The organism is Cellulosilyticum sp. ST5, from assembly GCF_046529625.1.
In the GTDB taxonomy this organism is placed as follows: domain Bacteria; phylum Bacillota; class Clostridia; order Lachnospirales; family Cellulosilyticaceae; genus Cellulosilyticum; species Cellulosilyticum lentocellum.
In genome coordinates this window covers 4,691,982-4,714,313 of record NZ_CP132338.1, presented here as the reverse complement: position 1 = coordinate 4,714,313, position 22,332 = coordinate 4,691,982, and the positions used below count along the sequence as shown (strand labels likewise).

Below are 22,332 nucleotides of genomic sequence, written 5' to 3'. Positions count from 1 at the left end.
TCTTTATGGCCTCTTCTACTATTCTGTAATAAAGGTAACAACATCTTCTAAAGGTTTACGTCTTGGTTGCCTTGGTGTTTCATCAGCTGGAATACCCAATGAGATAATAGCCATTAAAGAATAACCTGGTTTTTCAAAACCAATGATTTTTTCAATCTCAGTTTTTGCATGAGCAGGTCCTGTCATATAACATGCGCCATAGCCCATATTAGCAGCTGCAAGTAAGAAGTTCTCTACTGCTGCACCAATACCTTGCGCACCTGCTTGTGGTGATTTAATCACATCTATAATTGCTTCATCTACCCCGTTAGCTCTTAAGATTTTCTCTTCAATCATGTCATATTCTTTTGCATATACAATAACCGCACATGATGATCGCTGAAAATTAAGGTAGTAAGGAAGTACCTTCATAAACTGTGCTCTTTCTTCCTCATTCCTTGCTAAAGATGCAATATGTTCGTGACTCTTTGTTACTGCCTCTGCCATTTTGCTTATAATCTCTCCGTTTTGTACCACTACAAAATGCCAATTTTGTTGGTGCTTTGGAGAAGGCGCTAAAGTTGCTGCTTCTAACATCTTTAAAATAGCTTCTTTAGGTACTTCTCCTTCTTTATAATCTCTAATACTTTTTCTCTTGTAAATAAAATCTAATTCTGACATCTATATCCCTCTCCTATTTATCTTGTTTATTTTTACTACTACCCATCCTATTGTATAGCAATAAAAATTCATATGCAATTAAGCATCTTAATTTCATCTACTACATGATTAGCTTGCTAACTATTTAATTATTTTTTTATAACGACATATTTTTTAGCATTCTGTTTAGGATACCTATTAGTTCTTGTTTTTCTTCTTCACTAATTCCTTGATATAATTGGTTTTCCATCTCTTTTAAACCAGCTAACATTTCTTGGTGATGCCCTTGTGCCTTATTAGTTAAAATAATTTGCTTATATCGATTATCTTTAATACTAGGTACTAATCTAATAAATTCCTTTTCTTCTAAACGTTTTAAAAGACCTGTTACAGTGGGACGTTTGAGATTAAATCTCTTTTCAATATCAATAGGGTTTACTTCTTTACCTTCATTCTCATGCAAAAATCCTAGTAAATCACATTGAGCTGTTGTTAAGTTAATCTCTGATATTTTGCTATTAAAATTTCTCTCATAAATATTATTAATCATTTTTAAAAGAATACCTATTCTCATCTCTTGTTCCATAGCCCCAACCTCGTTTTTTATAAAAATAATAGTTATATTATAACACACTAGCACAAGTCATAAAAAATGGCACTCGCTTCTCACTATTTTACTAACTAGCTATACTTTATTGCTCTACCTTACTTATCTCTATAAACATTAAAAAGGAGACTGCCTCTCTACTCACGACACTCTCCTCTTTATTCTATCTTTCTATACTGCAAACTGGCTATTATAAAGCTGATAATAAAATCCCTTTTTACCTAAAAGCTCATTATGATTACCCTGCTCTATAATTTTCCCTTCTTTCATAACTAGAATAACATCTGCATTTTGAATAGTTGATAAACGATGGGCTACAATGAAGCTAGTTCTACCTTCCATTAATCGATTAAAGGCACTTTGAATCTTAATTTCTGTTCTTGTATCAATTGAAGATGTTGCTTCATCTAAAATCAGCATAGGCGGCTCCGTGAGCATGACCCTTGTTATACATAGAAGCTGCTTTTGCCCTTGTGAAAGCATGCCTCCATCTTCTTCTATGACTGTATCATAACCTTTTGGTAAACGTTTAATAAAAGAATGGGCATGTGCTGCTTGAGCTGCTGCAGTTATTTCTTCATCAGTGGCATCTGGTTTACCCATGATAATATTTTCTTTAATTGTTCCCTTCTTCAGCCACGTTTCTTGAAGCACCATACCATAATTTAAACGAAGACTTCTTCTCGTCATTTCTCTAATATCATTGTCATCTACTTGAATGCTTCCTTGATTCACATCATAAAAACGCATCAGTAAGTTAATGAGCGTTGTTTTACCACAGCCTGTGGGCCCTACAATGGCTACCTTTTGGCCTGGTTTAATTTGAATATTAAAATTCTCAATCAATTTTTTCTCTGGGACATAAGAAAAGCTTACATTTTTACAACTTACATAGCCATTAGCGTTTTCTAAAGTGACTGCTTGTGGACTTTCAGGAGCTTGGGCTTCTTCTTCAATGAGTTCAAAAATTCTAGCTGCACAAGCCAAGGCATTTTGAAGTTCTGTGACTACCCCTGATATTTCATTAAAAGGCTTAGTATATTGATTAGCATAACTTAAAAAGCAAGACCATGCCCCCACTGTCATCTTGCCATTTAATACTGCAAAAGCACCTGTAATTGTTACACCTGCATACACCACACTGTTTACAAACCTAGTAGTAGGGTTAGTTAAAGAAGAAAAGAAAGTTGCCCTTAAAGAATATTTTGCTAATCTATCATTGATTTCATCGAATTTTTTAATGGCTTCTTCTTCATGTCCATAAGCTTTTACTACTTTTTCATTTCCAATCATCTCATCAATAAAAGCTGTTTGCTCCCCTCTTGTTTCTGATTGTAATTTAAACATGGTATAAGTTTTCTTAGCAATAAAACTGGCTACAAATAATGAAAGAGGTGTGACTAAAACCACTACAAAAGTAATACTTACATTAATGGTTAACATGAAAAGCAAGGTTCCCAATATGGTGACAACACCTGTAAATAGCTGAGTAAATCCCATTAATAGCCCATCAGCAAATTGGTCTACATCTGCAATAACACGGCTTACAATATCTCCTTGTGAATGGGTATCGATATATTTAAGCGGCAAAATCTCAATCTTTTTAAACGCCTCATCTCTCATATCACGTACAACCTGATAAGTTACTTTATTATTAATCATATTCATAAACCACTGTGCTATGGCTGTTATGCTCACTATAATAGCTACAATCATAAGCTGTTTTAAAATATAATCAAATTGAACCTGACTATATGCAATCCCATCAATAGCCTTTCCGATTAAAATAGGAACATATAAAGTCAATGCCACAATGATAACCGCTAAGAGAATAGAAATCAGCATCAAGCTCCTATACTTTTTAATATAACGAAGTACTTTTTTAAGCGTGTCTTTTTGAACATCTTTTTTTAAACCAGTCTTTTTCATCCCTCTACCTCCTTCTTAAACTGAGAATAGTAGATTTCGTTATAAACCTCACAGTTTTCTAGAAGCTCTTCATGAGTCCCTTTTCCAACTAATTGACCATCATCTAGAACAATAATTTGATCCGCATATTGCACTGAAGAAGCTCTTTGCGACACAATGACCACGGTAGGATAATAATCTAACGCTTTAATTGCCTTACGAAGCTTGGCATCTGTGACAAAGTCTAGTGCTGAGGTACTATCATCTAAGATGAGAATTTCCGGCTTCTTCACTAAAGCTCTAGCAATGGTTAAACGTTGTCTTTGCCCACCTGAAAGATTTCTGCCACCTTGTTCTATCTCAGCCTTCATTCCGCCTTTAACACTTACCACATCTTCTGCTTGCGCAGTCTTAATAGCTGCTTGTAACTCTTCCTCTGTAGCATCTTTCTTACCCCAGCGTAGGTTTTCTTCTATGCTCCCCTTAAAGAGTACTGCCTTTTGCATCACAATACCTACTTTTTCTCTTAAAGTTTCTAAAGGATAATCTTTGACATTTATACCATTAACCAGTACTTCACCAGAAGTAGCATCATAAAATCTAGGGATTAAATGAATAACAGAACTCTTCCCAGATCCTGTACCGCCAATAATACCTATGGTTTCTCCCTTTTTAGCAGTAAAATCAATAGCTGTTAAAGACTCTTCCCCAGCATTAGTATAGGTAAGAGAAACTTGTTTAAAGGTAATGCTCTCTTCATTACTGCTTACTTTTACTTGATTCGTATGAATAGCCTCTTTTTCTAGCATACTAGACTCGATATGAAATACATCTGCTATACGATTACCACAGGCTACTGATTTATTAACAGTAATAATGAGCGCTGCTAATTTAATCAGTTCCACTAAAATCTGTGACATATAATTATAAAGTGCTACTACCTGCCCACTACTTAAATTGCCTGCATCTACCTGGAGCGCACCTACCCATATAAGTCTAATAATAGCAATATTAATAATGACATAAGTAAGGGGATTCATTAAAGCTGAGATGCCCCCAGCTTTCTTTTGCTGCTTAGTCAGGGTTTCATTTCTTTTATTAAAAGCTTCAATTTCTTCCTCTTCTTTGCAAAAAGCTCTAATCACACGAACTCCTGTTAAGTTTTCTCTTGTCATACTTAAAACACCATCTAATCTTTGTTGTACCGCTTTAAGCATAGGAATATTAAGAAGCATAATCCCAAATACCACAAAAGATAATAAAATAATGGCAATAACAAATATCATGGCTGATTTCACATCAATAGTAAGGGCCATAATAGTAGCCCCAAATACTACAAATGGGGATCTTAAAAAGAGACGAAGTACCATATTAACCCCATTTTGAGCTTGATTGACATCACTTGTCATTCTGGTAATCATGGTCGGTGTCCCTAAGGTATCAATCTCTGTAAAAGAAAGGCCTAATAAATGCTTAAATAAAGCATGACGTACACCTGTCCCAAAACCTACTGCTGCCTTAGCTGAAAAATACTGTGCTGTTACTGAACAGATAAGTCCAATCACCCCTAAGCCTATGAGCAGTGCACACATTTGTATAATGTAAGTCTTGTCTCCATTACCAATCCCTTTATCAATAATGGTAGCAATCACTAAAGGTACAAATAATTCAAAAGAAGCTTCTAGCATTTTAAATAAGGGGGCCAAGATGCATTCTTTTCTATAACCTTTTAAGTAAACGAGTAATTCTTTCATTTCTTCCTCCTCGCCTTTATATTTTTTCAAATTTCCGACTCTTATCATATCACAGTATATACTATACTAAAATTATTAATATGATATACTAACTATATTAAATTCATATAGGAGGATCGCATGGATTTTAAACAACTTACTTATCTTGTTAGCACGGTTCAAGAAGGTAACATTTCAAAGGCGGCAGAAAAATTAAATATTTCTCAACCACCCTTAAGTACTAAATTAAAAGAGCTTGAAAATGAGTTAGGCGTGATTCTCTTTGAACGTGGTTCTAGAAAAATTGAACTCACCCAAGCCGGTCGTATTTTTTATGCACGTGCGACTTCTATACTGGAGCAAATGGCTATTGCTAAAAAAGAATTAGAAGATTATAACTCTGGGAAAATAGGCACCTTACGCCTTGGTATTATTTCTTCTATTGGTAGCACGCTCATCAATGAATGGCTCATTTGCTTTCATCAAGCTTATCCTGAAATACGCTTTAATATTTTTGAAGGTAATACCTATGAACAATTAGAAAGGCTTCGAAATAATCTTATTGAAGCTGCCATTGTTCGCACACCCTTTTCAGCTACTGATTTAGAGTGCACCATTTTACGGCAAGAACGTGTTTATGCTGTAGGTCATGTACACTACTTTGAGAATCTTCCTAATCCTTCTGTTAGTTTAACCGAAATCTGTACAAAACCCCTCATTCTTTATCGTAGATGGGAAAAAATATTTCAAGAAATTGCTCATGAGAACTCTCTTAATCCTTTTATATTTTGTATGAATGATGATGCTAGAACAACGGCTAGTATGGCTAATTCAGGATTAGGTATAGGGATTATCCCAGAATCTGCCTTACCACTTTTATCAGATTTAAATATGGAAAAAAGAGTTATTTCAGATGAGGAATTAGAGTCCGATATCTGTTTGCTACGTAATCCTAACAGCTATTTATCAACGGTTATGGATCTTTTTTATCAGTTCTTGGTTTAATATTTAGGCTACTGCCCTAGTAAGCAAATATTTATTTAGTCAATATTCAATGCTATAATATGAACCACTAGCTGACTATAATGAGATGACAATGAAGAAAATCAAAATTGCTTTAATGGGAGTTTTAGTTTTTATTATACTTATTAGTACCGCTATCTTAGGCTTTGGTGCAAACTTTAAATAAATACATTCAAACCTATTAAGAAATAAAAATGATTTTAATTGCGTGCGCAAACTTATTATTGCGCACGCAATTTTTTAGGTATATAATAAAAAACTGAGGTGATTCTATGGAATTTTTAAAATGGCTTTCTATTACTGATCGATATACTAAAATACACTTAGATCGTCAGTTAGCTCCTCTTGGTCTTAATAGTAGCCAACATATGTATATTATGAAAATATGTAATGAACCCGGTATAACACAAGATCGTTTCGTAACACTTTTTTATATTCATCCAAGTAATATTACCCGTTCCCTTGCTTATTTAGAAAAAACCGGTTTTATCAAAAAAGAACCTCTCAAAAAAGATAAACGTACTTGCTGCTTATATCCTACAGATAAAGCCCTTGAAGCCAATAAACAAATTCTCCATATCCAAAAGACATGGTATGAAAAACTTCTTCAAGATTTTTCTGTAGAAGAAAGAGAACTCTTCTTTTCTTTTCTCAATAAAGCTGGAGAAAAAGCGATTTTGGAAGTAACCGAAGAAATAGAACTAGAAAATGAATAATACTGAAAGGAAATAATGATGAACGAGATTAGACATGAAAATCCTCTTGGCTATGAAAAACTCCCCAAGCTTTTAAAAAGTTACGCTATTCCTAGTATCATAGCCATGTTAGTAAGCTCTTTATATAATATTGTTGACCAAATCTTTATTGGCCAAGGTGTTGGTTATTTGGGAAATGCGGCAACCAATGTAGCCTATCCTCTTACCACCATCTGTCTTTCTATTGCTTTATTAATTGGTATTGGTAGTGCTGCTCGCTTTTCCTTAGCACTAGGTGCAAAACAAAAGGAAGAAGCTGCACTGGCTGTTGGTAACGCTATTAGCATGATGTTTTTGTTTGGCATCATTTATTTTATACTTATTGAAATCTTCTTGCAGCCACTACTTACGGTTTTTGGTAGTACACCAGATATTATGCCTTATGCTAAGGTCTATACTCGAATTACAGCTCTTGGTATGCCACTACTTATTGTTACCAATGGTATGAGTAATTTAGCTAGAGCTGATGGAAGCCCTAAATTCTCCATGACTTGTATGTTAGTAGGTGCCATTATTAATACTATCCTAGACCCTATTTTCATTTTTACATTTGATATGGGTGTTGCTGGTGCTGCACTTGCCACTGTCATAGGACAGCTTGTTTCTTTCCTTATGGCTATTAACTATATTCGTCGTTTTAAACATATTGATTTGAAAAAGCACCACTTTAAGCTTCAAGTACCAGAGTGCCTTAAAATTGCTTCTCTAGGCATGAGTAATAGTCTTAATCAGTTAGCTATTACACTTGTTCAAATCGTACTCAATAACTCTCTTATTCACTATGGTTCCCAATCTATTTATGGTAGTGAAATACCACTTGCATGTAGTGGCATTGTAATGAAAACAAATGCTATCTTGATATCTGTTATTATTGGTATTTCTCAAGGTGCTCAGCCTATTATCAGCTTCAACTATGGTGCTAAAAATTATGACAGAGTGAGAGGTATCTATAAGCTAGCAGTCAGCTCTAGTTTAGTCATTTCTGTCTTAGGTTTCATTGCCTTTCAATTCTTTCCAAAACAAGTTATATCCTTATTTGGAACAGGAGATCAGCTCTACTTTGAGTTTGCAGTTAAATTCATGAGAATCTTCTTATTTATGGTACTTATTAATGGCGTGCAAATCATCTCCTCTAACTTCTTTGCAGCCATTGGAAAAGCTATTAAAGGTGTGTTCTTATCCCTCTCAAGGCAAGTACTCTTTTTAATCCCTCTCATTCTTGTATTACCATTCTTCTATGGTATCGATGGGATTTTATTTGCTGCACCAGTAGCCGATGCCTTAGCCTTTTGTGTGACGATTACACTCATTGGTAAAGAACTTACTCATATGAAAACATTAAGCACGCAGAAAACACTGCATCTTTCTGCTCAATCCTAAATCCTATACAGTAAAAGAGGCTGCTTACCGATGAGTACCAAGCCACTGATTACAGTTATTAACATGACTACGGTTACAGCTAGGCCACCTTCAAATCCAAATGCCCCTCCATTTATTAACTCTTTTCCCTCAATAAAAATGGGTTTAAATACCGAAGTTGAACTAAGTATCCAAATAGCGCAAGAATGATATATAACTTCCCCTATCTTTAGTAGCGCTAAATAGAAAAACCCTAGTACATAAGTCATTCTATTAATCTTATGTACTAGGATTAGTCTATCTATATCTTCATATCTTATTTCTTTTTATTAGTATCCATTACTATGACAGGCTTCACTATAGATCACTAAGCAAATAAGCTTAATTGATTGCTTCCTAAAATGCTGAGTGCCACTGGATCATTGTCCATAAAGTATGCTTTTTTAATCTCTTGTTCCTTAGAAAAAATTGAAGTTCTTTGATCTAAAGTACTTCTTAACTTACAGCTATAAACAATCGGGAAATATCTTCTAATGAAATCCCCTTCTGAATGGGCTGTAAGGGCAATAATTTGGAAACCAAGTTGTTTAGCAATAAAGAATACTGGTTCTAAGACATGTCCACTTGATGCCTTACCAAATGGGTTGTCTAAAATAACGGCGCGGCTTACTTTTTGCTCTTCACTTTGAATATTTTGTTTCTTCTCAGCTAGATAGTTGAGAATTCCTAGGTAAAGTGCCATGTTTTTACTCCACTTTTCTCCCCCCGACCATTTATTAGAGGTTTCCCAAGAGTACTTTTGGCTACTAATATCACCAATGTTACTTACCTTGCGGCATCTTACACGAATAGCATCATTCCCCATTACCACTTTCAATAAATTTCTAAGTTTAAATTGCTCTTTAATATATTTCTTGATTTTCCCGGTGTCTTCTTTTCCTGTATCGTCTAAGAAGCTATCCCCTTCAATATCATCTAGTAAACTATAAATATGGGTACGGATCTTTTCTTTTCCACTGTCTTCTTGCCAGCTTGGAATGACAAACTCATAAATGTTTTTCCAACCTTCTTCTGTATTCACTCGTGTATTTTTAGGGATCTCCGTTAATTCACTAGCTACTGTTTTTAAGTAAGCATAAAGGTGAATAATAAATTGTGAAATCTGCTGATCTTGATCTATCAGATCTCTTTCTAATATAGTTAACGTATGGTTAATACGTTCTACGATATTTTCTTTCCATATCACTAATGCATCATAATCTTGCTTTTGTGTAATGCCTTGCACCGCCATGTTTCTAAGCTTACTATCTCTAATTTCTCTCTGGCAGAATAGCTTAAAATCAATTTGCTTCTCTTCTACTACCTTTTTACCTGCTTCAACACCATTTTTAAGCTGTTGTAAACTTTCAAGTAAATGACTTACGATTACTCTTACCTTTAGGTCATATATAAACTCTTGCTCCACAGCCTCATCTAGGATACCTACCTTTACTTCTGGGGCACAATACCCAAAAAGCTCATCTTTTTTATCCATTTGCTGCTTGTTATCTAAAATAAACTTCAGTTCACGTTCTAAGCCTGCAGTTTGTTTAACTAAAGATTTTTCTTTCTCTGCTAGCTCAACTTGTGTTCTTAATAATCGTTCTTTATCTTGCAAGGATTGTGTAGCTTCTTCACTGATCACACCATAACTTACTTCATAAGCTTCTTTTTTACTTTGATACTCTTGCTCTTTTTTATCAAAGTCTGTTTTCATTAATTTAACCTGCTCATCTAATTCCTCTAGTTGTTTTCTCACTTCTATGAGTTCTTCAGATAATCGTTCCATTTCCTGTGCATAAGCTTCTCTATATACTGGAATACTTTCTAAGCGTTCTTCTCTTTCTGCTTGTTCCTGACGAAAGCTCTTTTCATTTTCTTCATATACCTTTTGATTGTGTTTTAAGAGAGTTTCAATTTCACTATGGCCTTTTTGCTTATTGTCTAGGGCTTCTTTTAACTGTTCCTGCTTATCTCTTAAATAGACAATATCCTTATTAGAATAAATAGCTTTTTCATCTTTTACTTCTTTATAAAGTGGATCATCTATTATGCGACTTTCACTGCTTCTTAGAAGACTATAATTTTCTTTGGCTTCTTCTAAAACTTCAAGGGTATTTCTTAAGGCATATTCCACTTTACTATACGCACCTTCTTCTTCTTTAATGGTCTCTTGAAGCTTTTTAATACGTACCTCTTCTTTATCACATTCCTCTTTAATGCCTAAATACTCTGTTGCTTTTTCCACATAGCCGTGTAATCTATTTTTTTCTTCTGCTTCTTTTCTTAACGTTTCACTTGTTAACTTTGCTTCCTTCTGGGCCTTCATTAACTTATCTTTAGCATCTTCCATGATTCGGGCAAGTTCCATTTCTTGTCTTTTAAACCAATCACTTTCTTCTCTTAGGCTAGCATGCTTTTCATGAGAATAGGTTTCGAGGAAACTCTTGACCTTTTCTAAAGTTTGGTCTATTTCTCGTAATTCATTTTCCTTTTGCCTGCGATATGCCATAGCTTCTTCTAAAGCTTTACCCGCTTCTTTCTTATGCATTTCAAAAAATGTGGTCTGCATATTCTCACTCCAAGCGGTTGGATAAATAAGACTTTCTACCTGCTTTTCTTGTTCTAACAGTGCCCTAGCCTCTGATAAGGTAACAACACCTACTGGATAAGTCATCTTTGCTGTTTGTTCCTCTAATAAGCTGATGAGCTCATGCTCACTGCCATCTGATACAACTACTAGCTGTGCCCATTTTGGCTGAGTATACATCTTTTGTTTGAGCTCTTTATCTTCTAAACTTGCAATAAAAGCTGTTCCTGTTTGTAAAAAGCTAAACTGATTCATCCATTTTTCTACCCAAAGCTCAAGAAGTGGTTCAACTGTGAAAAAGTCACGTCCCTCATAGTTTTCTAGGAAATGTGAGTGACGTCTTTCAAGTAAGAGTGCCTCTTCTTTTTCTCTTATAAGCTTTTCTACTTGTTCTTCTAATGCTGTTATTACTTGACTAGACTTTAAATAAATAGATGATAAATGATAAAAGGCAGGTAAAACTTTTTTAATCTCCACAAGAATCTTCTCATGAGCGTCTTCTAGCTGCTGAAGCTGCATACTGGTTCTACTTGCTTCTCTTAGCACTTTAGTATGCTTATTCGTGCTTTCACTAATAACTTGGTTAAGCTCTACTTGGCGCTCTTCTAATACCCTTAAGTTTTGTGCTAATTTAAGCTTACCTTCTTCAATTTCTGCTAAACGGCTCTTCCACTTTTTCTCTTGCCCTTCAATATCCTCACTAGCGCCTTGTGCTACAATTAGCATTTTAATCTGATTCATTTGCTTTTCTTGATGCTCTAGCTTACCAATGAGCTTACTTGCATCACCTCTAAGCTTCTGAAGCTTTTCATCCAGCTGTTTCTTTTCTTTCTCTTGTTCTTGCTGTTCTTCTAAATAGCGTTCCTTTTCTCTCTCTAAGTGGCCTAACTCTTTTTGAAGCCTCGCTAATTGCCCTTCAAAATAGCCTTTGATTTCTCCTCTATTTTCTTCTAAGGCCTCTTTTATTGCTTCTACTTCTGTATCTTCACCTAATAAAGCTAGCTGTTCCTCATAAAGTTTAATTTTTGCCTGTGCTTCATTCATATTGTTTTGGAATCTAGAGAGCTTGAGAGCATGACGCCTTTTTTCTTTTTCTTCTTTTTTTTCTTTTGCTTTTTCATAAGCTTTATTTTCTTTTTCATAGCTTAGTCTAGCTTCATTTAAAGCTGCTTTAGCCTCTTCTACTTCAATAAGTGCTATCTCTTTTTGCAGCACTCTCTTCTTAGTCTCTAATTGTTTCTTCTCTGTGTCACAGGCTGTAAGTTTTTCCCTTGTCTGTACTTCTTTATCCTCAATAAGCAGCCAAAGTGCCTTTGCCTCTTCTTTTTTAGCTTCATATTCTTTGACCTTTTGATTATACATGCTAAAACTTGTTACATAAGATTCGATTTCAGCTTTAATTTTTTCACTTTCTTTAATGCTGCGCTCTAATTGTTTATGCTTATTAAAATGTTCCCTCTGACTTTCAAAAGTTCCTGCGAACTCTTGGGCGCCTTTACCTACTAAGCCTTCTTCAACTGTTGGTAAAAGTAATTTTTCAACTAAGTCTGAAGTTGTTTTACAGCCATCAAAGAAAGCTTCAACCGATCCCTCTCCACCATTGATGACTGTAATACTGCGCCATTCTTCAGGGATAATTTTAAAGTACTCTTCAATGTATTGATGAAATTCTTTAGTCGTAGCAAAAGTCTTAGCTGCTATATGCTCTTTACTCATTTTCTGGTAGTATTCATTCATCTCTACCCTAGTTGCAGCTCTTGCTGCCTCGCCTTCCTCTCTTGTGAAAGGTAAACTTTCAATATTGTCCTTATCTTCTACGCCATATTCATAAGCATATTTATAAGATCTTAACTCATTATTTTGAAGATAAAGCGTTACTGCTGTTAGAGCATAGCGTCTTGGTTTATCACTTATAATCCATTCAATAGCAATATGTGCTGCATTTCCTTCTAGAACAAAGGTTTCTTTTGCTTTACGTTCTCCTAGATCCGTATGTGGCAAGATAGCTTGAAGGGCTGCTTGAATAAAAACAGTTTTCCCCCCACCATTTTCAAGTAAAATGGCTGTATTATGTCCTGCACACGTAAATACCTCGTCATTATAGCGTTTCCCGCCATTTTCATAAATTACATTGGTATATCTAATTTTAGAAATTGATGCCATTCGTGTTGTCCCTCTTTTCTAGCTATACTGATAAATAAAATCTAATATTCCTCGATTATACTCATAATCCATATAATAACGCTGAATAATGACCTTTGTTTTCTCAGTGATTTCTATCTCATAATTTCCGATGTCTTTAATCATATCTTGCTTCTCTAAGAACTGCTTCGTCATATTTAAAAAGCTGATACGACTTGCTGTTACTCCTGTTAGCTTTTTAGCTTTTTCTTTTACATCATCTAGCGCTAACCATTTTTCTAAGATTTTTATCCAGTTGTATTCTTGTTCTTCTTCAACCTTTTGAAGCACTTCTTTATCTATTTGCGCAAGAGTTTCCATTCTTGTATTAACAGCTTCTAGCCATTCCTCCATACTAATAAACACCCTTGTTGGTTCCTTGGTTTGATAACTATTATAAAACTCTCCTAATAAAATGATAGCTACTACATACATTAAATAAATATCTAAGTTAGTGGCGTTATTAGGCAGATAAAGTTTCTTAATGGTTTCATTGCTCATATGAAAAGGTGAACTGCTTGCAATAGGTACTAAGTACACCTGTTCTCCTGCAATGATAATCGTAGCATGATCCTGGGCTGCAAACTGATTCATCAGTTCTTCTATGTGTTCCTCTCTTGTATAAGCCCTCATTTCTCCTAAGGAGCTGGTACCTTCTACTGCCAGCTTGCTATAGAGTTTATAAGCTTCTATAATTTCCTCATTTCTATAGTTCATTTCTCTCACCTTCTTTTTGCCTCATTGTAATGTCAATTAACATATTTTTAATTTCAAAACGGGATACTTTTTGCACGGTTCCTTCATATTCCACAACCTTGATACTATTGGTTATCCCACCTAAAGCTTCTTTAATGCCATTTAATATACTCTCTTCATCTAAGTTCTCAAATGTAATAGGTGACTTTTGATGTAAGATCATCCACATATCATAAAAAAGTCTTTGTTCTAACCACTCAGGTTTTAATACTTCTATCTGATTACAAATCTCCTCTAAAGTGGTCACACTTTTCTCTTCAAATAAAGGTATAAGTTCGCTCATCACTTCTTTAAAATAGTAACCTATCTTAGATTTGCCTTTACGCACTTCTTCCTCTGTGACGCCGTATGTAAAGGCTTTACCCTTATCTTCTTCACCCACTCTTTCAATACGCTGTTTATAAAAGACACTCATTGGATGCCATAGTTTAGCACGCTCTAGGCTTAGGAAAGGTTCCATAAAGGTTCCACTTGTATAAAGTGGCATCGGTCTCCCCATAAGTGCATCCACAATTTCTTGTTCAAAATTAAAACTATCGATACCAATGTAATAAAGAGACTGCTGTGCTGCATCTAAGGCATGCGTTCTTAGAGCAATGCTTTCTTGTAAAAGTTTACTATGCTCGTGATGTACCTCTTCTAACCTATTATCAATTTTTAAAATGAATTCATAAGCCTTTTTATCTTTCTCATTATCTAGCTGATACTTTAAGCTATCTTTAGTTAATCTTACAAATTCATGAAGTTCTTCAAACTCCTCATTTTCTCTTATTAGTCTTAAATTAATATCTTCAATAAGCTTCTTATACCTTGTATAAGTTTCTTCAGAAACAATACTACGGCTCACTTCATGTTTAATTTTAGCTAGACGTTCTGTGAGTGCTTCAGCGGATAAATCCATTTCATCCAATTGTCTAAGAGAGCCCATGAACTCACCTTTTTCAAGCTGTTTACGAAGGAGTAACTGATTAATTGAAATTTGAAATTCACTAAAGTATTCTCTACTTGAAAAAATAAGCTCTAAACCTTGTTCATCTAAAGCATAATATTGGGTATTTGATTTTAAATCTGAACGTGCGGCTTTTAAAATAGAATAGTAGACGGTTTCCTCTTGGCCCGTTTCCCAATTGTAAAAGCTCCTACTATTACGTTTTCCATTGGATGGTCTATAGACTTCTATAATTTCTCTGGCTAATTCCTCAAAGCCTGTTTCATCTAAGTTAATTTTTTCATGACATACTTCATATAAAAATAAAGCAAGCTCTCTAACGCCACTTGTCTTATGACGCATAATCATATTTTCAAAGAAAAATAATAAGGTGAGCATTCCTAGTTCATAATAAGGAATCTCATTCCCATTCTTATCTTTTCCCTTTTTTCTATCCAGACGATGTAATGGTTCATAAATGGCAAGTCTCTTCATACGCTCACCAAACTGTTCCACTACACTCCTTGCTTCTATACTCATTCTAGCTGCCTCCAAAAGTCTAAGTTAAGTATTTTCATCCTATTATACTACAAAATCCGGCTAGGTTAGTATTCCAAATATAGTAATTACTACCATTTTTCTATCCTAGTTACAAAAAGTATTAAGATTAAATGCCGCCATTGCTGGCGGCATTTTAAATATAGCTCTATATCAAATCTATTTTAAATATTTTAGACTTTACTGCTGTTCCAGATATTTTTACCTCTATCTCATCATTATTTCTCAAAGCATATCCATGAACATAGCCCTCTTTATTTATCTCATTTCCTTGTTCAATGATCAGATCTACTTCATCACTACCTTTTATGTATTTTAAATAATAAGCAGACATAACACCACTAGCTGTTCCTGTTACTGAATCTTCAATGGTTCCAGAATAACAGGAAGAAAAATGCCTTCCATGCATATCACTCTTTTGATCATAGCACTCTAATGTAAAAGGATGAATAGAAGCTCTGGGCATCTCTTTTAAAATACTAGGAAATAAATGATTATTAGGTTTCATCCTTTGAAAACTCTCTAATGTTTTAATCGGTATAAGTGTAGTCCAAGAGCCAGTACTTCCATACACAATAGGATAACGTATATCTAAATCCTCTACACTTAATCCTATTGCATTTAATAACTGCTCTTTATTTCCCTCAAACGGAGTAAAAGTAGCATTTGCTTGCTCCATTAATATTTCATCAGCATCATAGTTATAGTGAATGTCTAGTATCCCTGCTCCTGTTTCTATTTTAAAATCTAAATCATTATTTATACCTAAACGATCAACAATATATTTCATTGTCCCTATAGTTGCATGACCACATAGTGGTGTTTCATGTCCTGGTGTAAAGTACCTCAACTTATAATCAGCAACGTCTGACTTACATATAAAACAACACTCACTGTATCCCACAATATAAGCGATCTTTTGCATTATTTCATCATCATACTTATCTCCATCAACGATAATTCCTACTGGATTTCCTTTATTGACGGTCAAAGTAAAAACATCATATTTTATAATATCCATTAAAATCTCTCCCTTTATCTTAATCTACTCAACTCTATTATGGGCAGCTTATTTCCTGTGTTCAAATCCCTTTTCTGGTGCCCATGCGCATTCACCTATAAAACTAAATTGGTTATTACATACCTCATCACCATCTCCTAGTGTCTTGGTTCTTTCAAAGCTATATTTGAGATAGTGAGCGGTAAGATAATCCATTCTACATAATGAAGGGAGCATCTCTTCAACACCGAACTTTTTACATAGCTTTTTTAGGCCACACTCATAGGTATCAAGCCTAAATTTATTCCTGCCAACTTTTACATAGTTAATGGACCAATCATACTCAGGCAGTGTTCCTTTCTTAGATTTTTCTGTCTGTTCCTCAGCCTTACGAAGCATTCCGCCCAAATAGATTTTTTTTACCAAAGGTATCATAAAACGTGGTATTTTTTTCAATGCATTTTCTGTCCCTTTCCAAATCCAAATATTGGCTTCATCACTTGATAAGCCCATTTCTAAAAATGCTTTATACCATGCAATAAAAGCAACTCCTATTAAATAGCTGGATTTAAAAATGCTATCACCAATATCAGGAACTTGTGGAATAATCTCTTTCAGATGTCCCCTTATCTTCTTTTTAAAAACTTTGTAGAAGGTTATATTCCTTTCAGCGATAATGTCTTTCTTATTGAATCTTAAAAGTATGTTACTCATAAATAAAATCATCAAAATCAACTCCTTTTATACCCTCTAATCTTCTTTACCTAGCTCCGTCTCGTAAGGTTCAATATGAATAATAACCTGTGCATGAGGATTAAGCTCTTTTTGCAGCATATCTTCAATGTCGTGTGAAAGCTTGTGTGTCTGTCCAAGTGTCAAATCACAAGAAGCTAAAATGTGCATATCAATATGTAAATCATCTATTGTTCCACGATTTCTGATTTTATGTACACCTTTGACAAGCTCATGTTTGACTGTAATTTTCTCTATTTCTTTATTGTCCACTACTGCTTTATCTACCAGCACACCACAGGTCATATCAAATATTTCATAGCCTGCTTTCAAAATAAATCCTGCTACAATCAGTGATGCAAGTGGATCTATCCATACTGGTGCCCCAAGTTTAATAGCCACCAACGTCGTAAGTACACCGATCGTTACATAAATATCACTTTTGGTATGCATGGCATCTGAAATCAAAATCGTACTGTTGCATTCTTCACCTTTTTTGCGTTCGTATGTTGTGACAAATAGATTAACACCTAGTGTAATGATCATCACCACTAAACTTGAAACACTAATTTCCGGTGTTATAGGATTAATAAAATGACTTATCGCCCCTACTATAATCTTAAGTCCTAAAGCAACTAGCATTGCTACTATAAAAAGCCCTGTAATCGTTTCGAATTTCTTGTGCCCATAAGGGTGATCATCATCAATGGGCTTTGATGCAATTCCAATTCCAATAAGCCCTACAATATTGGATGAACCATCTGTTATAGAGTGAAATCCATCTGCTGTCATACTAGCACTATTAATAATCATCCCAAAAATCACCTTAGCTGCTGCCACTGCAAAGTTTGCTAATAAAATAAGCCACAATACTTTCTTTACAATCTTAAACTTACTTTTTTCCATACGCCTTACTTCCCCCTTAGAAATACTCATAAAATAAATTAGCCGCCTACTCTGCTGGAAATACTACTAGATCCTTCATTCCACACATTCCCTATATACTAGTAGATAGAAATATCTCCTAATACAAAAAAACCTGCGAGACTATAGTGTTTATTATAGTCCCACAGGTTTGATTCCTGTTGCCAATATATTGGCCCAGTTATTACATCCAACATAATAACCTGATTTATTCTCATTAAACTCATTGTAAATGAGAACAAGTCTATTTGTCAATCTACTTTTTACAAATATACTACGCAACTCAATTACTTATGCCTTTGCTGCAGATGGATGGCTACGCAAAGGGTGAATTATGATATACTCCTCGTCATTTTCACCTACTATTTCAAAGCCTACATTCAAATACATCTTGAATGCATTATTTTTTTGTACATATTATATTCTCTCTTGTATTGCTTTACAAAAAGCTTCTACCTTCGATCTATCTTCTGCATAAGTTTGCTTATTGGGATTAATAAGACTTAAAGTTGCTATTACTTCTTCAAATTTATTTTTAAGTTGTTCAAAACATTTCTGTGCATCACCACTTGCACTACACGCATAAATTGCCACCTTATGCCCACCTATATTATTTTTCTCAAGAAATGTACTAATAGGTGCTGCATGACTTCCTGCCCAAATAGGTGTTCCAAGGATTACTACATCATACTTAGATGCATCAAATTCATAGGGTGCAAGCTTTGGTTTTTCTCCAAATACTGCAGATTTTCCACACCAAAACATCCTAGCTAATTTCCCTTTTGGATATGCTTTTGCTGTTTTCAAAGATAATGTATCTGCTTTTAGATTTTTAGCTATTTCCTCTGCTATATATTGTGTATGGCCCTCTAATGAAAAATAAACTACTATAGCTTTCATAGTTCTCCTCCTTGATTAAATTCTGCCTTTTTCTTTTAAAATCTCAGTTACTTCTTCACTCCACTCAAGAAATGCCTCATAAATTTTCACACCGCACATAGCTGTTAGCTTATAGTATAAGTGTGTATCATCTTCATCCTCTATTTTTTCTAAAGTTCTCACAGCACCTTCCAGCATAGGTAATTGCTTTTGCACTTTATCTTTAAATGCCACTATATGCTTAAGTGTCCCCCCTTCACCTATTTCATTTCCAAAAAATAGTTTTAAAAGCGTCTCATAACGCATCTCATCTTTTTCTATAGGCAATTGAAGCCACTTCTTTAAATATAGTCTTCCCTCTTGTGTAATATGATAAATGGCTTTATTTCTTCCATTCTCTTTTGTTTCATATTTAGTGACCATTCCCTCACGTACAAGACCATTGAGCGTAGGATAAATACTTCCAAAACTAGCTCCCCAAAAGAAACTCAATGTTGTATCCATTATTTTTTTAATTTCATAGCCTGTCATAGATTCATGACTTAATAATCCTAAAATCACACAATCCATTTTCTTCTCATTTGCCATATTTTCTCTCCTGCGTATGTGTATTTCGTTCACTTTATTTTTTATTACTATCCAGTCGCTATTATAATTCGTTACTTACTTTTTATCTTATACTTTAATACATTTTTAGGACAGGTATCCACGCAAACTCCACATAAAATGCATTCTGAATCTTGACATTCCTCTTTTTTAACCATCTTTGCAACATCAAGACTCATAGGACAACTTTTACTGCACTTATTACAACTTATACATTGATTACTATCAGCTTCAATATGTAGTCCTGGCAAATGTAATTGATCTCTGATTTTCGTTCCGATCACCATAAAAGGGGCCATCCAACAAAAGTAATGGCAAAAAGCCCTCTTACCACATATTAAACTAGGCAATAAGATTAAGCCTATAAAGCCATAATATAAAATATAAGCACCTGGTTCAGCAATAGAGATGCCATATTCTGTCATATAAAGTGGGTCTACTTTTTTAATGCCCCCTGAACGCCAAAAACAAAATGCAACACTTAATATCCAAATCCCCCATATGACATACTTAATATATCTTCTCTTACCTATTTTAGATGGCTTATCATTAAAACTAAAACTCGCTTCTTGTAATGCTCCTGCTGGACAAACATAACTGCAAAAACTTCTGCCAAGAAATACTGATAAAATAAGCATCAAGCCAAAAACAATAAAACTCCCTGATATAACACTTTCTAGTGCTCCTTGAATAATAAGATAAGGCGAAAAATAGTAAATTGTTATAGGAAATAAAAGTAATGAAATGAGTAATACTAGCTTTCGCACCTTTTGTCTTTTCATTTATCTTCCTCCTTAATATATCAGACTGATATATAAATAATATATCAATCTGATATATTAAGTCAACGAATTATTGCTTTTTTTAATAAAATTCAATAAAAAAAGAGACACTCACTTATCGTAAGATTGAGCCCCCTAATTATAATCTATTCTAAATTTTTATTTTTTCACTTCTTCTAAAAATGGTTGATTAAGTGCGTGTTCCAAAGCATTGTTTTGCCTTAATATAGCATTCCACTCATAATTCACTAATCCTATTTTATCTATAAGTCTAAGCTGCCATAAGGCGAACTTGTTAAACTGATACGGCTTAGCTAACTTTTGCGTAATCTTTTTATCAAATGCATGTGTTTCCTCAAAAATACGACCTAAGTCAGCTAATGATTTATATAGTTTTTTGAAGTGCTTTGGCCTTCGATAAATAAAGGCTGATCCTCCTTTTACTACCGTGCCTAAATACTGATAATGAAGTCTTTTTGCCAGTTCTTCAAAGTACTCGCGCACAAATTTCTCATGTGCACTTTCAGGAAAGCCCGCTTGCACGATAAAACCAATAGACTGATTGTTAGAGCAAGACGATTCTAAATGCTCTATTAATTTCATGACACCACTTGGCATAGCATGTATGTAAAGTGGCATAACAATTAAAATGGTATCAAAAGTCTTTATATACTGAGCTAATTCTTTTGGCTCTTCAGTGGCAATATATTTAACCTCATATTTCATTTTCATAGCTGATGTAAAGTGATGAATAAAAATTTCTGTATTACTACTTTTAGAATTAGCCTTAGGTGACCCATTTAAAATAATCATTTTCATTTAGTTCACCTCTTCCACTTTGTCACAAGCCACCAGCGGCTTTACTACAATCAGCTTAGAATAAAACTGATAGAAGGTACGCTTAATATAGTTTTCAAAAACTTCTCTTTCTCTATCTGTCTCAAATTCTTCTTCATAATAAAACTCAACATCTGGATAATGGCTATATCTTGGAACATGCATACATTCCTCTGTTTTCACCGAAATATATGGTAAATAGAGAGGTAACATTCTATCAAAAAACGCTTTAAGTTCACTACTTATAAAGCCTTTTTTTACCTTTGCCAAATAAATAATACGTTCTGCATTAATGTAGTGATAATAGAGAGTATCTAATTCATTAAAGATACATCTTCCTGGTGTTTTAAGCCAGCAAGACCAACATCCACAGCATGCCTTTACTTTTGTTTGATATAAATCAAAGATATAAGTACTCTCTGCCAATGCACTTATCCCTTCAGTAATAATAACTGTATTCATTTCTCCCACCTCTTAAACAAACTGCTTTAATTTAAGCTTATTCTAAAGCTAGGAGTAACCCACAGGTCAATACCAAAGTCTAAAATTTTTAGTTCTTTATAGGTGCATAGATTTCTAAGAAGATACGCTCTACTCCCTCTTCATAGGTTGTCAGCAGAATATTTACATACACTACCCCTACTGGTTCATATCCATTCTCCATTCCAACCTTTCTTAAATAGGCTTCTACATGCTCCGCTACATCATTTTCACCATTTAGCCATCTTCCATTTTCTACAATGGTATAAATACATTTAGGATGTGAAAGTATTTTCCCTTGAACTGGTACCTCTGCCTTTTCTATGGCATTTACAACAACACATTTATCCCCTGTCACGCCTTTCTCATCAAAGCTAATAATGCGCCTTATGTCTGTAAGCGTTACCGTTTCTTTCAATTGATCTGTATTTTTTTTAATCATTTCATATTCATCATAGGCCATAAAATCAGATATTTCTCCCTTTATAAGTAAAAGAGGCATCTCCTTAATTGTATATTTTCCTAAGTAGTCTCTAATGTTTTTACAGCCTTCTTCCACCTCTTCAAGCCTCTTTAAAAGCAGTTGTTTATATGCTATTTCTTCCTCTATCCTTCGCTTTTTTTCTCCTAGAAGCTCTTCTATTTCTATGATACTTTTGCTTTGTCTTATTTCTTGTATTTTTTTTACTTCTATATCGAGATGCCTATAAAAATTAGTGGTAATCACATCATAAATATCATAGTCGTTGTATTTACGGTATCCATTCTCATCATCTTGTTTAGGTTTTACCAATTCCTTTTCTTCATAAAACTTTAATGTATCCCTTGATACTCCTAAGAACTTTGCCACTTGACCTATTGTATACATCTTTTAATCCTCTTTTTTTATTTCATTTCTGCTCTTTACATAGTTTAAATTCTTTTCTCATTCTCATGATTTCACAACTGCTAGAGTAAATCTATTAATTAAGGACCAACTCATAAACTGAACTGTTCCCTGCCAAGTAAACAAAAAA

Annotated in this window: 20 protein-coding genes and 1 riboswitch; of the genes, 3 read left to right on the top strand and 17 right to left on the bottom strand. The window is 34.3% G+C overall.

Annotated features, from left to right (window positions below; translation table 11 throughout):
• Positions 1 to 18: 18 nt before the first annotated feature.
• From QTL86_RS22545 to QTL86_RS22530, 4 genes are all read right to left on the bottom strand, one after another.
• Positions 19 to 660, bottom strand: coding sequence for a nitroreductase family protein (locus QTL86_RS22545; RefSeq protein WP_410496100.1), 642 nt, complete (start codon positions 658 to 660; stop codon positions 19 to 21).
• A gap of 136 nt (positions 661 to 796) precedes the next feature.
• Entirely contained in the window at positions 797 to 1,225 is a 429-nt protein-coding gene (locus tag QTL86_RS22540; RefSeq protein ID WP_127067765.1) for a MarR family winged helix-turn-helix transcriptional regulator, read from the bottom strand.
• A 192-nt stretch (positions 1,226 to 1,417) separates the two neighbouring features.
• Positions 1,418 to 3,175 carry an ABC transporter ATP-binding protein gene (locus QTL86_RS22535; protein ID WP_410496099.1) on the bottom strand — a complete coding sequence of 586 codons (1,758 nt, stop codon included), beginning with the start codon at positions 3,173 to 3,175 and terminating at the stop codon, positions 1,418 to 1,420.
• On the bottom strand, positions 3,172 to 4,908 hold the full coding sequence (locus QTL86_RS22530; RefSeq protein WP_410496098.1) for an ABC transporter ATP-binding protein: 1,737 nt from the start codon (positions 4,906 to 4,908) through the stop codon (positions 3,172 to 3,174). Before QTL86_RS22530 ends, QTL86_RS22535 begins: the two co-directional genes overlap by 4 nt.
• Positions 4,909 to 5,028: 120 nt before the next feature.
• On the opposite strand from QTL86_RS22530, the gene QTL86_RS22525 reads away from it, so the two are divergent.
• The 3 genes from QTL86_RS22525 to QTL86_RS22515 all read left to right on the top strand — a co-directional run bounded on the left by QTL86_RS22525 (position 5,029) and on the right by QTL86_RS22515 (position 8,045).
• On the top strand, positions 5,029 to 5,892 hold the full coding sequence (locus QTL86_RS22525) for a LysR family transcriptional regulator (RefSeq protein ID WP_410496097.1): 864 nt from the start codon (positions 5,029 to 5,031) through the stop codon (positions 5,890 to 5,892).
• Positions 5,893 to 6,182: 290 nt separating this feature from the next.
• Entirely contained in the window at positions 6,183 to 6,626 is a 444-nt protein-coding gene (locus QTL86_RS22520; RefSeq protein ID WP_013658408.1) for a MarR family winged helix-turn-helix transcriptional regulator, read from the top strand.
• 18 nt (positions 6,627 to 6,644) lie between these two features.
• Complete coding sequence (locus QTL86_RS22515; protein WP_127067769.1) at positions 6,645 to 8,045, top strand: MATE family efflux transporter; 1,401 nt, start codon at positions 6,645 to 6,647, stop codon at positions 8,043 to 8,045.
• Here the strand turns inward: QTL86_RS22515 and QTL86_RS22510 are convergent.
• The 13 genes from QTL86_RS22510 to QTL86_RS22450 all read right to left on the bottom strand — a co-directional run bounded on the left by QTL86_RS22510 (position 8,042) and on the right by QTL86_RS22450 (position 22,184).
• Positions 8,042 to 8,293: a hypothetical protein gene (locus QTL86_RS22510; RefSeq protein WP_410496096.1), complete on the bottom strand. Its 252-nt coding sequence runs from the start codon at positions 8,291 to 8,293 to the stop codon at positions 8,042 to 8,044. The two genes, QTL86_RS22515 and QTL86_RS22510, sit on opposite strands and share 4 nt — an antisense overlap.
• Positions 8,294 to 8,391: 98 nt before the next feature.
• On the bottom strand, positions 8,392 to 12,816 hold the full coding sequence (locus QTL86_RS22505) for a hypothetical protein (RefSeq protein WP_410496095.1): 4,425 nt from the start codon (positions 12,814 to 12,816) through the stop codon (positions 8,392 to 8,394).
• A gap of 18 nt (positions 12,817 to 12,834) precedes the next feature.
• Positions 12,835 to 13,551 (bottom strand): DUF6063 family protein, encoded by a 717-nt coding sequence (locus QTL86_RS22500; RefSeq protein ID WP_410496094.1) that lies wholly within the window; start codon positions 13,549 to 13,551, stop codon positions 12,835 to 12,837.
• Complete coding sequence (locus QTL86_RS22495) at positions 13,541 to 15,058, bottom strand: replicative DNA helicase (protein WP_410496093.1); 1,518 nt, start codon at positions 15,056 to 15,058, stop codon at positions 13,541 to 13,543. The genes QTL86_RS22500 and QTL86_RS22495 overlap by 11 nt, the downstream gene beginning before the upstream one ends.
• 166 nt (positions 15,059 to 15,224) lie before the next feature.
• A complete protein-coding gene (locus QTL86_RS22490; protein WP_410496092.1) occupies positions 15,225 to 16,097 on the bottom strand; it encodes a PhzF family phenazine biosynthesis isomerase in 873 nt (290 codons plus the stop codon).
• A 48-nt stretch (positions 16,098 to 16,145) separates the two neighbouring features.
• Positions 16,146 to 16,802, bottom strand: a complete 657-nt coding sequence (locus QTL86_RS22485) for an L-2-amino-thiazoline-4-carboxylic acid hydrolase (RefSeq protein WP_410496090.1) — start codon at positions 16,800 to 16,802, stop codon at positions 16,146 to 16,148.
• A gap of 24 nt (positions 16,803 to 16,826) precedes the next feature.
• On the bottom strand, positions 16,827 to 17,714 hold the full coding sequence (locus QTL86_RS22480) for a cation diffusion facilitator family transporter (protein WP_127067776.1): 888 nt from the start codon (positions 17,712 to 17,714) through the stop codon (positions 16,827 to 16,829).
• Positions 17,715 to 17,868: 154 nt separating this feature from the next.
• Positions 17,869 to 17,953, bottom strand: a riboswitch (NiCo riboswitch).
• 196 nt (positions 17,954 to 18,149) lie between these two features.
• Positions 18,150 to 18,632 carry a flavodoxin family protein gene (locus tag QTL86_RS22475; protein WP_127067777.1) on the bottom strand — a complete coding sequence of 161 codons (483 nt, stop codon included), beginning with the start codon at positions 18,630 to 18,632 and terminating at the stop codon, positions 18,150 to 18,152.
• Between the two features lie 15 nt (positions 18,633 to 18,647).
• On the bottom strand, positions 18,648 to 19,199 hold the full coding sequence (locus QTL86_RS22470) for a PadR family transcriptional regulator (protein ID WP_410496089.1): 552 nt from the start codon (positions 19,197 to 19,199) through the stop codon (positions 18,648 to 18,650).
• A gap of 71 nt (positions 19,200 to 19,270) precedes the next feature.
• Positions 19,271 to 19,999, bottom strand: coding sequence for a 4Fe-4S binding protein (locus tag QTL86_RS22465; protein ID WP_410496088.1), 729 nt, complete (start codon positions 19,997 to 19,999; stop codon positions 19,271 to 19,273).
• 159 nt (positions 20,000 to 20,158) lie between these two features.
• Positions 20,159 to 20,818: an NAD(P)H dehydrogenase gene (locus QTL86_RS22460; protein ID WP_127067780.1), complete on the bottom strand. Its 660-nt coding sequence runs from the start codon at positions 20,816 to 20,818 to the stop codon at positions 20,159 to 20,161.
• Positions 20,819 to 21,298 (bottom strand): hypothetical protein, encoded by a 480-nt coding sequence (locus tag QTL86_RS22455; RefSeq protein WP_410496087.1) that lies wholly within the window; start codon positions 21,296 to 21,298, stop codon positions 20,819 to 20,821.
• 88 nt (positions 21,299 to 21,386) lie between these two features.
• Complete coding sequence (locus tag QTL86_RS22450; protein ID WP_410496086.1) at positions 21,387 to 22,184, bottom strand: MerR family transcriptional regulator; 798 nt, start codon at positions 22,182 to 22,184, stop codon at positions 21,387 to 21,389.
• Between the last annotated feature and the right edge of the window lie 148 nt (positions 22,185 to 22,332).

Excerpts from the sequence above, each read along its gene's own strand:
- QTL86_RS22540 (WP_127067765.1), bottom strand. The coding sequence starts at position 1,225 with ATGGAACAAGAGATGAGAATAGGTATTCTTTTAAAAATGATTAATAAT.
- QTL86_RS22455 (WP_410496087.1), bottom strand. The coding sequence starts at position 21,298 with ATGAATACAGTTATTATTACTGAAGGGATAAGTGCATTGGCAGAGAGT.
- QTL86_RS22460 (WP_127067780.1), bottom strand. The coding sequence starts at position 20,818 with ATGAAAATGATTATTTTAAATGGGTCACCTAAGGCTAATTCTAAAAGT.
- QTL86_RS22525 (WP_410496097.1), top strand. The coding sequence starts at position 5,029 with ATGGATTTTAAACAACTTACTTATCTTGTTAGCACGGTTCAAGAAGGT.
- QTL86_RS22500 (WP_410496094.1), bottom strand. The coding sequence starts at position 13,551 with ATGAACTATAGAAATGAGGAAATTATAGAAGCTTATAAACTCTATAGC.
- QTL86_RS22520 (WP_013658408.1), top strand. The coding sequence starts at position 6,183 with ATGGAATTTTTAAAATGGCTTTCTATTACTGATCGATATACTAAAATA.
- QTL86_RS22505 (WP_410496095.1), bottom strand. The coding sequence starts at position 12,816 with ATGGCATCAATTTCTAAAATTAGATATACCAATGTAATTTATGAAAAT.
- QTL86_RS22545 (WP_410496100.1), bottom strand. The coding sequence starts at position 660 with ATGTCAGAATTAGATTTTATTTACAAGAGAAAAAGTATTAGAGATTAT.
- QTL86_RS22510 (WP_410496096.1), bottom strand. The coding sequence starts at position 8,293 with ATGACTTATGTACTAGGGTTTTTCTATTTAGCGCTACTAAAGATAGGG.
- QTL86_RS22480 (WP_127067776.1), bottom strand. The coding sequence starts at position 17,714 with ATGGAAAAAAGTAAGTTTAAGATTGTAAAGAAAGTATTGTGGCTTATT.
- QTL86_RS22530 (WP_410496098.1), bottom strand. The coding sequence starts at position 4,908 with ATGAAAGAATTACTCGTTTACTTAAAAGGTTATAGAAAAGAATGCATC.
- QTL86_RS22535 (WP_410496099.1), bottom strand. The coding sequence starts at position 3,175 with ATGAAAAAGACTGGTTTAAAAAAAGATGTTCAAAAAGACACGCTTAAA.
- QTL86_RS22495 (WP_410496093.1), bottom strand. The coding sequence starts at position 15,058 with ATGAGTATAGAAGCAAGGAGTGTAGTGGAACAGTTTGGTGAGCGTATG.
- QTL86_RS22485 (WP_410496090.1), bottom strand. The coding sequence starts at position 16,802 with ATGATTTTATTTATGAGTAACATACTTTTAAGATTCAATAAGAAAGAC.
- QTL86_RS22490 (WP_410496092.1), bottom strand. The coding sequence starts at position 16,097 with ATGGATATTATAAAATATGATGTTTTTACTTTGACCGTCAATAAAGGA.
- QTL86_RS22470 (WP_410496089.1), bottom strand. The coding sequence starts at position 19,199 with ATGGCAAATGAGAAGAAAATGGATTGTGTGATTTTAGGATTATTAAGT.
- QTL86_RS22450 (WP_410496086.1), bottom strand. The coding sequence starts at position 22,184 with ATGTATACAATAGGTCAAGTGGCAAAGTTCTTAGGAGTATCAAGGGAT.
- QTL86_RS22515 (WP_127067769.1), top strand. The coding sequence starts at position 6,645 with ATGAACGAGATTAGACATGAAAATCCTCTTGGCTATGAAAAACTCCCC.
- QTL86_RS22475 (WP_127067777.1), bottom strand. The coding sequence starts at position 18,632 with ATGAAAGCTATAGTAGTTTATTTTTCATTAGAGGGCCATACACAATAT.
- QTL86_RS22465 (WP_410496088.1), bottom strand. The coding sequence starts at position 19,999 with ATGAAAAGACAAAAGGTGCGAAAGCTAGTATTACTCATTTCATTACTT.